The sequence below is a fragment of the Alkanindiges hydrocarboniclasticus genome (assembly GCF_001982605.1).
Classification (GTDB): domain Bacteria; phylum Pseudomonadota; class Gammaproteobacteria; order Pseudomonadales; family Moraxellaceae; genus Alkanindiges; species Alkanindiges hydrocarboniclasticus.
Genome location: NZ_MLCN01000003.1, coordinates 158,979 through 171,310, shown reverse-complemented (window position 1 = coordinate 171,310; position 12,332 = coordinate 158,979). Strand labels below are relative to the sequence as shown.

Below are 12,332 nucleotides of genomic sequence, written 5' to 3'. Positions count from 1 at the left end.
ATGAATAATAATCATGGTGTAAAAATAATAAGCGCCACAATGAAAAAACAGGCTGGTTTTACGCTTATAGAGTTAATGGTATCAATTACATTAGGTTTAATTGTGACTGCAGCAGCAATTCAGCTGTTTACAGGCGGACTGATTAGTACGCGCGTTCAACAGGCAAATTCCGAGCTTCAAGATAGTGGGTTATTTGGCTTAGAATATATTGCGCGTGATATTCGCTTGGCAAATCAAGGTAACTTAAGCAACCCAGCTTTAAATGATCAAACTTTATGGGGTGGAATCGTATTAACCGCCAGAACGTCGACTGTGACAAATGCAAACTTACCCATTCCTGCTGCCGCTCCCTTTATATCTTCAGGTTTGCTGACACATAGTGTGGGTACTGGAGAAGCAGTAAGTGCGACTGCTAATGAGTGGCTTGGGTTATCAAAAGTAAAAATAGGTAGTGCTGATGCAGTGAGTGACCAACTTACCATTCAATTTGTTGCACCCACAAATATGACAAATTGCGAAGGCGTGAATGTTTTGGAGGGAGATTTGGTGGTGCAGCGTTATTTTATGCGACCTGATACTTCTTCAACCACTGATTATGTAGTTGCATGTGATGCTAACACGCCAAATGCCACAGCCACAGCACAACCTACAACCCTGACTGGATTTGGCGATGCTGGACAAGTGGTGATTCCTAGGGCAGATCATTTAAAGTTCTTATTAGGTGCTAAGGATCCTAATGGAAATCTTTCCTATTATACAGTGAATCAGTATAGAGCAGCTGCTACAGAGGCAAGACGGGTTGCCGCTGCCACAGGTGGTGCCACTCCGCAGCCAGCAAAAACTGCCACTATTCCACCACGAATCGTTTTGGTGAAAATGGGAATATTGATTAGGTCTTTAGATAACACTCAAAATCCGTCACTTGATCTAACAAAAACTTTTGATATTTTAGGTGACACAGTCACACCAGCTGACACCACTACTCGCTACGCACGCCATGTTTATACAGTGACAATCGCGCTAAGAAACGGCTTAGGAGAGGTGCTATAAACATGGCTAAACTAATTAGGCAAAAAGGTCAACAAGGCGCCACTTTAATCATGGTATTGTTTGTCTTATTGATTATTACCATGGTTGGTGTACTAGCTATTCGTGTTGCAATGACTTCGCTTAATGTTGCAACGAATAGCCAAATTGGACAATTATTATTACAAACAGGCGATACACCAAATAACCAAATATTAAACACTACAAATTTATCCAATATTTTGGATTTTAGTGGTGCTGTAGGCGCTGCGATTAAAGAGCATGAAACCGATCCGGGTAAAGAATATATTTTTTGCTATAAACCCACATCTTCCAAAAAACTAGGCGCATTAGTTGACACAACAGTACTAGTACCACCTGCTAGCAATGCAGTAAGAGATACAAAAGCTACTATAGATTCAACACAAAGTAATCGTACCGGGTTCTGTAACTTGGAAAAAGACTTTGGAAGTGGTCGCGAAGCAGTAGTTACTCAAATTGCAATTACAATTCCAACGGATGCTGATGCTGATGCGGCACCAGGTGCTTATTTAGTTCGAGATACTGATGTTAGCTCGGGCTCTAGCGCAGCGACCAAAACGTCACAGCAACGTATTCGTGTTACGACTACTGCAATTTTACCAGCCTATGCTTCAGCATCTTTAAGCGTTATTCAAGAAGATTGTATTGGCTCAGCAACTGCTGTTGGCTATATCAATGATAATACTGATAAAGCGACGGTGGGTAAAAAGACGATGGCAGACTGCTTGGCTGGATATGGAGTACCTGTAAATAGCCAGATGCAGGAAATAAACTTGGTTGAATTACGAACTCAAACGCAAGCACTATAGGTTATTGGGAGAAATATGATGGAAAATGAAAATAAATTGTTCCCAATGATGCGCTTGCAACGCGTGAAATTGGCTGCATCTTTTGCATGGGCATTTACTGGAACACTACTGATTGCCTCATCTGTCGTGCAAGCCAGTGATATGCAAATTTATGCGGTACCTACGGCAGGTAAAAAAACCATTGTGATGATGTTGGATACATCAGGTTCGATGAACTATATTTCTGCAGATTATGACGTTGGTGGTAATTCAACTTCAGCTACAGGAACAAGTGTAACAGCTAATGGGTCAGGAACTAGGGTGCAAATCCTTGATGCCCTTACAGGACTTAGTGATAACACAACTTATAAAGTGACGGGTACAAATCTGCCATATATGCTGCGATTCACCTATGTGAATAAAAGTAGTGTCGCAGATGTACCTGCTAAAGTAAAAAATACAACCTCAGGTTGTGAAAAAGTGGGTACAACAGGAAGAATTTATCGCTGTTATGACCGAATCACACGCTTAAAAGACGGTCTGTTCGCATTTTTAGATAGTGATAACTCCACCTTGGTAAATGCTCGGGTCGGTTTAGGTCATTATTCTGTAGATGGCGATGGTAATGCAGGGAAAATTTTGGTGCCTGCGAGTGCCTTAGGTGCAATCGGCTCAACACAACGAAATGCGCTAAAAACTGCAGCAATGGGTTTAGTAGCCATAGGTGGTACACCTACTGCTGCTGCATACACCGAAGCAGCCGCTTATTTGATGGGGACATCGACAGTCGGTTCAAGTACAGTCAGTATCCCAATGTATATTAGATATTATCCAACAATCTCAACACAAACTTATTTTTATCGTCGAACTGGTAATCAAAGTAATCGTAGGTTTTATCAATGTAGAGCCGATGGAGCTGGTGTAACAAGCACCTCTGCTTGTACTTCAACGACCGAAATCACAGATAATAATACGATTAATAACATCACAAATATGGATAATGACGGTGGTAATAATCCTCGTTATTATTATAGAAATGTCGATACAACTTCAACAACGCTTAATTATAGAAGTTGTACGGCTTATGACACAAGTGGTTGTACCTCATGGAGCAGTGCTTCAACAACTAATCCGACAACTTCAGCTTATACTGCATGCACAGTGAGTGGTGCGAGTGGAGGGGGGTGTGTTTATGAAGATAAAACGATTTTAGGCACAAACAGCTATAGCGGCTTTAAGGACTCAGTCTCAACATCTAAAAAAACAGATTTATTAAGTTATTCTTCGCCTCTACCAGCGGCTGCAGATCGTGTCAGTTGTGATGGTCAGGGTGTATATATCTTATCGGATGGTGTACCTACTGAAAAAGATGATTCAACGCTGAATTCAGTCATGAATGCCAGTCTCAATAGCACAACTTTTAGCTGTTCTGCATCTGGCGCATTGACGAGCGATTCAGATTGGCACTGTATGAGTAACTACGCCAAAAAATTATTTAATGGTGGGGAAATTCAAAGCGTTGCTGCAAATGCAACCAATCCCATGAATGTTCCCATCCAGACTGCATTTGTTGGTTTTGGTGGTGATTTCTCTGACTTGGCAGGGGATGATGTAAAAAATGCCTGTAAATTAACGTCTAGGACTCAAAGTGATCGTACCAGTGATGATGCCTGTTCTCCTAATCAGGGTACAAATGCAGTAGCAAATCCTGGCTATGGTAATGGCGGCTTTTTTACAGCACAAACTGCTGCTGGTGTCACTGATAGCGTGATCGCTTTTATTAACAATTTAGGCGTAGCGCCATTAGAGCCTTTAACCACAGGTGCAATTTCTGTTCCCGTAGATCCACTAACTTCTAACGGCTTTCAGCCGTATGGTTATTTACGTGCATTAGAGCCTAATCCAGCCAATGCTAAGCTCATATGGTTAGGTAATTTGAAGAAATATCAGGTTCTTTTGGATGGGACTAATGCTGGTGCCTTTGGTGATAAAAATAAAAGCTTAATTTATAATAGTAAAGGCGCTTTTGTACAATCCACTAAAGACATGTGGAATACCAGTGCATATGATGATGGGGGTATTACTCAACTTGGTGGTGTTTACTCAAAAGTACCTATGCCAGTGCTTGGTCAAACTCAAGATTTAACAACAAAGCCACCAAAATATACCGTGCTAAGCAATCCAGATGCCATCCGCTCTCTATTTACCGATGTAGCTTCAACAGATGGCGCTACGTTAGGTGCAATGTCTAATAATAATTCACTTTTACGTATTCCTGAAGGTCCAGTACCAACGACAGGTGTCGGAGCTTATATTCTTAGTAAGTTAAATGCGGCAACTGGTCAAACGACACTTAAAGATTTCCCTTTGTTAGCTAAGCAAAAAATACTTAATTACTTAGGTTATAGCGTACCGCTTGATAGCACAGCAACTGCTTTGCCATCTTCACTAGTTACACCAGATGCACCCCATCTTGCTATGGGTGGTAGTGTCCACTCTTTCCCTGTGCAACTGACTTACTCTGGAACATTGGACGCTAATGGAGACTTAACTGCTACCCGTGATCAATCAGTACTATACGGCAGTATGGAAGGTGGCTTACATATTGTGAACGGTGATACAGGTGTAGAGCAAATGGTTTTTGTTCCATCAGAGATATTGAGAAATGAAGTTGCATCCAAAGCATTGGTTAAAGGTGAAGAAGATTTACTATCCCCAACAGCTGGGGTGGATGGTGCTTGGGTGGCAGATCCTGCCTACAAAGTAAGTAGTACTGGTAATTCTATTACAGCTCGTCAAATGAATGTCTATGGTGGCTTGCGCATGGGTGGTAATAGTTATTACGGATTAGATGTACTTGATCCCTCTAGCCCTAAACTTTTATTTAGAGCTGGGTCCGATCAGTCGGATTTTAGTCGGATGGGTCAAAGTTGGTCTAAACCCGTATTGGCTAATATTCGCTACAACGGTGCTATTAAACGTGTAATGATTGTTGGTGGTGGTTATGACACTTGCTATGAAAGTCCAACTTTTACGTTAGCTGCATCAGGAAGTGGTACTACTTGTGCTACTACCAGTGCTGCTAAAGGCAATGCGGTATATATTATTGATGCAAAAACTGGTGCACGTTTGTGGTGGGCTAGTGATTCAGGTGCTGATAGTAATAATGCTAATATGAAACATAGTGTGGTTAGTCGTATTAGCGCATTAGATCGAAATGCTGATGGCTTAATTGATCATCTTTATTTTGGTGATCTGGGTGGGCAGGTATTCCGCGCTGATTTAAATAATAATCAGACAAAGACTGGTAGTAGTTATAGTTCATTTGGCGTAAGGGTGGCTCGGCTAGCTAACCTAGCAACAACCGACGCGGGTGCAGCTCTTACAGATGGTAAAAACCCACGTTTTTATGAAGCACCAACAGTTACTATTCATGATCAAGCAGGCAAAACTTTTATTGTGGTGGGTATTGCCTCTGGTAATCGTAGTACACCATTAGACGTTTTTCCTATTATAGGGCGCGATGGCATGAGTCCAGCAGTAGCACTCAATGACCGGTTGGTGAATAATGTATACGGTATTATAGATCGTGATTTTATCAATAAAGATTTGATGACAATTGCAGACACTTCATTAATTACACGAGATAAGACATTATCGACATTCCAGAAAGATCCTCAGACCATTGCTAGCGGAAGTGTAATAAGTACATTTTTTCCGTCTTCTGGTACGGGGAAAGATGGCTGGTATCGTTCTTTGTCTAGCAAAAGTGATGGTACTGAACGAGCCGATAATAGTTTCCGTATTAAAGGCGGAATGAAAGCATTTGAAGAGCCGATTGCATTAACTGGTAATTTGATTGTTCCTGTTTATGATCCGCAAGGAACAGGTATTACACCATCCAACTCATGTTTGCCAAGGGTGGTAGGCGAGACAGATAGACAGTTGTATTGCTTACCATTTGGTGTTTGCTTAAATACCAACGGTACTACAAATACTACTGCTGAGCTTAAAACTGGCTTCTTAACTACTATTGATACGGCCAAATGCCCAGTAGGTGTCACTGAATGTAATGACAATACTTTGGGTTCTGGAATTCGTGGTGTTGCATTAGTGCCTAAGAAAGACACTTCAGGTAGTCCAGATAGTTGTGGAAGACTAACACTTGCTGGCAATGAAAGTGGAGTGGGTGAGTGGCAATGTACTCGGAAATTAAACCCAACTCGATGGTATGAAAAATACACGAGTTCTTAAGGGTTTAAGGGGGGGTAGATTATGAAAAGTAAGTGTACTGGGTTTACGTTAGTAGAGCTGATGATAGTTGTGATGATTGTTGCTATCTTGGCAGCAATTGCTCTGCCTAGCTATCAAGTCTACGGGCGTAGAGCTGCCGTTTCAACAGCCCAACAAGAAATGCTGAAGCTAGCAGAGCAATTAGAGCGACATAAAGGTAAAAACTTTAGCTATGCTTGCTTTGATTTAGCTGATATTTATGGCGGTACAGCAGGTCAAACTACTAAAGATTTGCCTTTAGGGGCTAGTGCTAGTAGCGTTCAGTACACTTTAAGCCTATTTGATACGAGTACATCAACCGCAGGTGTTTTATATAATGCAGCCTGCGTAGCTCCTACCTTTCCTCCATCTTCTGATATAAAACCAAGGGCTAAAAAGTGGGCTATTAAAGCGACTAAAAGTGCTAATGGTATGCAAGTGCAAAATTATAATTTATTAATGACCAGTGATGGGGTGAGGTGTATGACCAAAAACGCAATTAGTGGCTACAGTAGCTGCGGCGCAGGTGGTACCTATGAAATATGGTAATAAAGGTTTTACGCTTATAGAGCTGATGATCGTTGTTATAATCATCGGTATATTGGCTGCAATCGCATATCCTTCGTATAAGCAGTATTCCATTAGAACACAACGTACAAATGCGCAAGGGGAAATGCTACAAATCGCAAGAACGCTTTCTAATTATAAAATGGCTAATGGTAACTATGCAAATAGAACTTCTGCAAATGTATATGGAGGCACTGTTATACCGAATCAAGGTACTGCATTGTACAGTATAACTCTTACAGATAATGCCGATAAGCTACTAACTGCATCAGATGCAAATGTTAACACGTGGAAATTAATAGCTAAGCCCATTTCTAATACTGCTCAAGCTGGTAATGGATGGATATGTTTAAACGATCAGCTGCAAAAATATTGGGCAAAAGGAATTAACAGTTGTAGTTTATCGGCTACTTCAGACTGGTCTGATCGATAAATAACTTCACCCTATTGATTAAATTTCTTCCTATTTAGCTCTTAATCAAGTAAAATACCGCCCTCTTGAAAGGGGTCTAAAGACTGTTCGGTGGTCGGGCAGGGTGAAGATCCGTAAGAATCATAAAGGTGTATCATGGTTGTAATTCGTTTAGCCCGTGGCGGTGCCAAAAAGCGTCCATTCTATCAAATCGTTGTGACTGATAGTCGCAATGCGCGTGATGGCCGTTTTATTGAGCGTATTGGTTTTTATAACCCAACCGCACAAGGTAATGCTGAAAAAATCCGTTTAAACACTGAGCGTTACAGCTACTGGGTAAGCCAAGGTGCACAAGCATCTGAGCGGGTAGCATCCATTGCTGCACAAAGTGCTAAAGCGCAAAGTAATGTACAGCCTGCTGCTTAATTTTCAGCAGATTGTTTAAGTCATGAATACGATACCGCAACCACCGGCTGACCGCATTCACATTGGGCAGTTGCGTGCTGCGTATGGTATTCAGGGCTGGCTATGGGTGTATTCCAATACGGATCCCATGGCCAATCTGTTTAATTACCTGCCATGGTGGATTGAAACACCCACTGGCTGGAAAACAGTAGATGTGAAGCGCTGGCGCACGCAAGGCAAGGGTCTGGTTGTTTTACTAAAAGATGTTGCAGACCGTAATGCTGCTGAGCAGTTAACCGGAGTGAACATCTGGATATCCAAGTCACAATTGCCCAAGCCGGGGCTGGATGAGTTTTACTGGGCCGATCTGGTGGGACTTACTGTGCTGGGTACTGATGAAGCGGGGAAGTCGGTGAATCTGGGTCAGATTGCCGAGTTGTTTGAAACTGGTGCCAATGATGTGATGGTGGTACGTGCTACCGCTGATAGTGTTGATGGCGATGAGCGCATGATTCCGTGGCATGTAGATGTGGTGCAGGATATTGATCTGGAAGCACGGCAGATGCGGGTTAACTGGGGTGCAGATTATTAAGCCTAAGCTGCCAATGGTAGCTGCTTTTAATCGTTAAGGGATAATGTTGCGATGTGGCTTGCAGTCATTACTTTATTCCCTGATATGTTTGATGCCATGACTGAATCCGGAATTACCGGACGTGCTATTAAGCGCGGTCAGGTTCAGTTTAGCTGCGTTAATCCACGCGATTTTACGATAGATAATTATCACCGGGTGGATGATCGGCCATTTGGTGGTGGGCCGGGTATGGTAATGCTGCCTGAGCCGCTAGAAAAAGCCATATTGCATGCCAAGGCCAAGGCAGCAGACGCAGGCTATCCAGAAGTTCCAGTGGTGTATATGTCACCGCAGGGCAAGACGCTTAACGAATCAGGTGTTAAACAGCTGGTTCAGTATGATGGCCTGATTGTATTGTGCGGTCGCTATGAAGGCATAGATGAGCGCATCATTGAGCAGTATGTTGATCAGGAATGGTCAATTGGTGATTATGTCCTAACAGGTGGTGAATTGCCTGCCATGGTAATGCTGGACAGTATGATCCGGCGCTTGCCTGATGTGATGACCGATAATCAGTCGGCAGAGCAGGATTCCTTTGTGGATGGTTTGCTGGATTGTCCGCATTACACCAAACCTGATGTGTTTAATGGTATAGCAGTGCCGGCAGTTTTAAAAACGGGCCATCACTTGAATATTGAAAAATGGCGTTTTTTGCAGCGCTATCAGCGTACACAGGCTCGTCGACCTGAATTGCTTGAAGGTGTGCAACTGACGCGCCAGCAAAAAAAATGGTTGATGAGTGAGAAAAAATCAGAGTCACTTCGTCTTGCAGGACAATGTCCTTCATCTGCCCAAGCGCAAGACGATAGTTAAGCCCGAGTGGCAAAGAATTGCAGCAATTGAAAAATTGTTGTTCTGACCGAGGATTAATCGGTTATTTGTAAAGCGCTTTTGGCCCATAATTGTATGGTTCCAAAGGTAAACCATAACGGGAGATATGCGCCTTAGCCTCTGTCCCCAGTGTGTCAAACCTGCTTTTGACTCAGGTTGACCACATATCAGGAGTATCCACCATGAGTGGCAAGCATCCTTTAGTTCAAGCTGTAGAAACTGCTCAGCTGAAATCCAATATCCCTGCTTTTGCACCCGGCGACACTGTTGTTGTTCAGGTTAAAGTAAAAGAAGGTGACCGTGAGCGTTTACAGGCTTTTGAAGGCGTGGTTATTGCGATTAAAAACCGCGGTTTAAACTCTGCATTCACTGTACGTAAAATTTCTAGCGGTGTTGGTGTTGAGCGTGTGTTCCAGACTCACTCTCCAGTTGTGGCCAACATTGAAGTGAAACGTCGTGGTGATGTACGCCGTGCCAAGCTGTACTATCTGCGTGATCGTTCAGGTAAATCTGCACGTATCCGTGAGAAGTTACCAGCTCGCAAAACTGCTGCTCAATAAGCAACAGTTCCGCATAAAAAACGCACTGATGTGCGTTTTTTTATGGCTTTAAATTACGGTGTGCCATACTGGTTTTACTGTTATTGCAGTAGTTCGCTGATGTTAGTGCCCTGATCCTTAAAATGTTCATACGTCACTGCACGCTGGCGTTCAGCTTCATTACTGAACTGACGCTCACGCAATGCAGTAATAGCCTGCTGCTTGTCTTCGGCAGCCTGATTGCTGTTTAAAATGCTCTGACGCTGACTGAGATAATCCTGTACCCGGTTTTGCCAGCTGGCCCGTGACTGGTCTAGCTGATCTAGCCGCTCGGCCGCTTCATGGCCCACCAGTTGTTCACGCATTTGCTGCAATTCGGCCTTGCTGCCATTTTTTTGCCTGATTTGCTGGGTTAATGCCCGTAAGTCTTGCAGCTTGCTCATATCTTGCAGGTTTTTTTGTAAATCCTGTGGCAATTGAGCAAAACGTTGTTTGAGTTGCTGGGCTTTTTGCGCGGCACTCAGGGCTTTATTATCAAGAATGCTCAGGCGGTCAATGGTGTACTGGTTATAGGTGATTTCATCACCGAACAGGGCATTTAGTTCTGCCGGGTTAAAATACTGCTGACGCAACTGGATTAACTGATTTAGCACGCGCTGCAAATGATCAGGGTCAGTATTGGCCCCGCTATTTTGCAGTTTGCCTTCCGCTTCACGGTATTTCAGGTAACGTTGCCAAAGATCGGTAGCCTGTGTTGCTGCACTGTCTGGCAGGTTTTGGCTGATGTACTGTTTAACTTGTTGATCAATGGCAGTGAGTGGTTTTTCGCCAATCTGGGTTAAAAAATATTCAAAACAACGGCGAATATTGACATTCAAAACCAGTTGGCCTGCCGATGTTGCTTCTAGTGCGCAGTCCAGTTCAGTGTCCTGCAATGAGGCCGATAATCCCTCTGCTGCTTCAGTAGGGCTACTGATTTTGACAGCCACCGGGTCTTGTAGGCTTGTGGTTTGTTGGGCATGGCTTTGTGTGGTAAACGGTACGTCATGTGCGGAAAGCGTGGAGGGATTGTCCGGTTTAAGCCAGAGGATCAGGCTAGTTACCGCGATTGCCAGTACAACGACTAGCGTGGTTGCAAGGAGATATTTTTTTTTCATTAGCCGATTTTAATAAGCAGAAAATAATGCAGGACTGCATTTCCAGTAAAGCCTAATACTGAGGAAACCGGAAATGCAGTTGATGGAAGTACGCCCTGAAAACAATTTATGGACGTAATGGCAGGTTTATAGTCCGGCCAGTTTCAGGCGGTTGGCGTGCTGGCGATACAGCTCAACCGGATCCGGACTAAACAGGCCACGTAAGCCCAGAATCTGGTTTACTTCGTCCAAATGATTATGGGCGTAATCATCACGAATGACCTTGCCAAAATGCGCGCTACAGGTGCCAACCAGACCATCATTATCTGTAAAACCAAAAGCTAAACCAGCAAGGCCCACAACGATGGTGTCGGGGTCAAGCACGTTGGTTACGGTCTTGTTGCCTGTCCATGAGTAGTTATAAATGCCATTGGTTACTGCTGTGCCTTGTCCGCACTCAGTGGTTGGGATGCCATTTGGAAAGCGCTTGTTAAAGGTCAGTGCGCCTTGAGTGCTCAGACTTTTTAATGAAGCATTCATGTTGGTTGGCAGGTTGGGCTTGCCCTGTGCCCAGTTCATGACAGGCACCAGCGTGGCTTCCACAAAGGCTGACACGACGGTCGCACCAACGCCGGTAGACAACAGTAAGTCAGCTACCTTAGAGCCTTTATTGACCCCTGCAACTGTGGTGACTGAAGCAATTTTGGACGGAATGACGCCCGCTGCATAACGGGTAGTTGGGCCGCCATGGCTATGACCAATCAGATTGACTTTTTTGGCACCCGTAATGGCCAGCACTTCTTCAACCTGTCGTACCAGTTGTTCGCCACGCACTTCGGTACTGTTGAGGGGGGAAACCTGGGTGGCATAAACGGTTGCCCCGTTACTGGCCAGATCAGGCAATACACGGTAAAAATAGTCCAGACCAAACTCAGGCACGCCCAGACGGGTAAAGCCAAACATGCCGTGGTTGAATACAATCGGGTATTTGGTTTTGGCGTAGGTGGCTTTGGTGTTGGTCGGGGTTGTCTGTACGGCTGCAAAGGCAGAGCTGCTACCCAGCAGTGTTAAGCCGACCAGACCGGTGATTAGTTTACTTTTCAGCATCATTGCCGTTCCTCATTATTAAAATTGTCCTGAGAACCTTATTAGTTTTACTTAAGGCCGGTTAAATATTATGCTTTTTAAAAATGAGGACGAACTGTGGAGGATGACTGGCGCGACATAATGGGAACGCTGTCGCATTTTTGATCAAATTATAAGAGTAGTGACCAGTATAAAAATTATTCTTCGGACTCGCGGGGGCGCTGCCATGGCAGGGGACGGTCAATGGCTTCGGGAACATCACCGCTTTGTGAGCGTAGATTAAGGTGAATGGCTGCTTGCGCCATCAGGTTGGCGGAAACCGGCGCGGTAATGAAGGCCAGCAGGCTGATCAGGATTTCAGCCATGCCAAAACGTCCAAAGGTAATAGACAGCAAAATTGAGGCAATCAGTACACCACCCAGACCCAGTGTGGAAGATTTGGTAGGTGCATGCAGGCGCATAAACAGGTCGGGCAGGCGAAACAGGCCCACTGCACCAATTACCAGAAACAGCGAGGCTGTCAGCACACAAACAATGGCAAGAATTTCCAGTATATGATTCATGTCTGGCTCCTGATAACTAACATGTTATTGAATA

12 protein-coding genes are annotated in these 12,332 nt (G+C 44.0%); 9 read left to right on the top strand and 3 right to left on the bottom strand.

What is annotated here, in order from left to right:
• From BKE30_RS01375 to rplS, 9 genes are all read left to right on the top strand, one after another.
• Positions 1-1,050 carry a PilW family protein gene (locus BKE30_RS01375; RefSeq protein ID WP_076876865.1) on the top strand — a complete coding sequence of 350 codons (1,050 nt, stop codon included), beginning with the start codon at positions 1-3 and terminating at the stop codon, positions 1,048-1,050.
• 2 nt (positions 1,051-1,052) lie between these two features.
• Positions 1,053-1,877, top strand: coding sequence for a pilus assembly PilX family protein (locus BKE30_RS01370; RefSeq protein ID WP_076876864.1), 825 nt, complete (start codon positions 1,053-1,055; stop codon positions 1,875-1,877).
• An 18-nt stretch (positions 1,878-1,895) separates the two neighbouring features.
• Entirely contained in the window at positions 1,896-6,110 is a 4,215-nt protein-coding gene (locus BKE30_RS01365) for a pilus assembly protein (RefSeq protein ID WP_406564647.1), read from the top strand.
• 21 nt (positions 6,111-6,131) lie between these two features.
• Positions 6,132-6,677 (top strand): type IV pilin protein, encoded by a 546-nt coding sequence (locus BKE30_RS01360; RefSeq protein ID WP_076876862.1) that lies wholly within the window; start codon positions 6,132-6,134, stop codon positions 6,675-6,677.
• A complete protein-coding gene (locus BKE30_RS01355; protein ID WP_076876861.1) occupies positions 6,664-7,128 on the top strand; it encodes a type IV pilin protein in 465 nt (154 codons plus the stop codon). The genes BKE30_RS01360 and BKE30_RS01355 overlap by 14 nt, the downstream gene beginning before the upstream one ends.
• Positions 7,129-7,263: 135 nt before the next feature.
• A complete protein-coding gene (gene rpsP / locus BKE30_RS01350; protein WP_076876860.1) occupies positions 7,264-7,533 on the top strand; it encodes a 30S ribosomal protein S16 in 270 nt (89 codons plus the stop codon).
• Between the two features lie 22 nt (positions 7,534-7,555).
• Complete coding sequence (gene rimM, locus BKE30_RS01345; RefSeq protein ID WP_076876859.1) at positions 7,556-8,104, top strand: ribosome maturation factor RimM; 549 nt, start codon at positions 7,556-7,558, stop codon at positions 8,102-8,104.
• 51 nt (positions 8,105-8,155) lie between these two features.
• The gene (trmD, locus tag BKE30_RS01340) at positions 8,156-8,956 is read left to right on the top strand and encodes a tRNA (guanosine(37)-N1)-methyltransferase TrmD (protein ID WP_076876858.1); all 801 of its coding nucleotides are present in this window, start codon (positions 8,156-8,158) and stop codon (positions 8,954-8,956) included.
• Positions 8,957-9,156: 200 nt separating this feature from the next.
• Positions 9,157-9,534, top strand: a complete 378-nt coding sequence (gene rplS / locus BKE30_RS01335) for a 50S ribosomal protein L19 (RefSeq protein WP_076876857.1) — start codon at positions 9,157-9,159, stop codon at positions 9,532-9,534.
• Positions 9,535-9,614: 80 nt separating this feature from the next.
• On the opposite strand, the gene BKE30_RS01330 is transcribed toward rplS, so the two are convergent.
• The 3 genes from BKE30_RS01330 to BKE30_RS01320 all read right to left on the bottom strand — a co-directional run bounded on the left by BKE30_RS01330 (position 9,615) and on the right by BKE30_RS01320 (position 12,298).
• Entirely contained in the window at positions 9,615-10,670 is a 1,056-nt protein-coding gene (locus tag BKE30_RS01330; RefSeq protein WP_076876856.1) for a lipase secretion chaperone, read from the bottom strand.
• Between the two features lie 126 nt (positions 10,671-10,796).
• Positions 10,797-11,756: a lipase family alpha/beta hydrolase gene (locus BKE30_RS01325; protein WP_198938029.1), complete on the bottom strand. Its 960-nt coding sequence runs from the start codon at positions 11,754-11,756 to the stop codon at positions 10,797-10,799.
• A 176-nt stretch (positions 11,757-11,932) separates the two neighbouring features.
• Positions 11,933-12,298: a Na+/H+ antiporter subunit G gene (locus tag BKE30_RS01320; RefSeq protein WP_076876855.1), complete on the bottom strand. Its 366-nt coding sequence runs from the start codon at positions 12,296-12,298 to the stop codon at positions 11,933-11,935.
• Positions 12,299-12,332 lie beyond the last annotated feature (34 nt).

What these genes read in the sequence shown, in the direction of transcription:
- BKE30_RS01375 (WP_076876865.1), top strand. Translation starts at nt 1, where the DNA reads ATGAATAATAATCATGGTGTAAAAATAATAAGCGCCACAATGAAAAAA.
- BKE30_RS01370 (WP_076876864.1), top strand. Translation starts at nt 1,053, where the DNA reads ATGGCTAAACTAATTAGGCAAAAAGGTCAACAAGGCGCCACTTTAATC.
- BKE30_RS01365 (WP_406564647.1), top strand. Translation starts at nt 1,896, where the DNA reads ATGGAAAATGAAAATAAATTGTTCCCAATGATGCGCTTGCAACGCGTG.
- BKE30_RS01360 (WP_076876862.1), top strand. Translation starts at nt 6,132, where the DNA reads ATGAAAAGTAAGTGTACTGGGTTTACGTTAGTAGAGCTGATGATAGTT.
- BKE30_RS01355 (WP_076876861.1), top strand. Translation starts at nt 6,664, where the DNA reads ATGAAATATGGTAATAAAGGTTTTACGCTTATAGAGCTGATGATCGTT.
- rpsP (WP_076876860.1), top strand. Translation starts at nt 7,264, where the DNA reads ATGGTTGTAATTCGTTTAGCCCGTGGCGGTGCCAAAAAGCGTCCATTC.
- rimM (WP_076876859.1), top strand. Translation starts at nt 7,556, where the DNA reads ATGAATACGATACCGCAACCACCGGCTGACCGCATTCACATTGGGCAG.
- trmD (WP_076876858.1), top strand. Translation starts at nt 8,156, where the DNA reads ATGTGGCTTGCAGTCATTACTTTATTCCCTGATATGTTTGATGCCATG.
- rplS (WP_076876857.1), top strand. Translation starts at nt 9,157, where the DNA reads ATGAGTGGCAAGCATCCTTTAGTTCAAGCTGTAGAAACTGCTCAGCTG.
- BKE30_RS01330 (WP_076876856.1), bottom strand. Translation starts at nt 10,670, where the DNA reads ATGAAAAAAAAATATCTCCTTGCAACCACGCTAGTCGTTGTACTGGCA.
- BKE30_RS01325 (WP_198938029.1), bottom strand. Translation starts at nt 11,756, where the DNA reads ATGCTGAAAAGTAAACTAATCACCGGTCTGGTCGGCTTAACACTGCTG.
- BKE30_RS01320 (WP_076876855.1), bottom strand. Translation starts at nt 12,298, where the DNA reads ATGAATCATATACTGGAAATTCTTGCCATTGTTTGTGTGCTGACAGCC.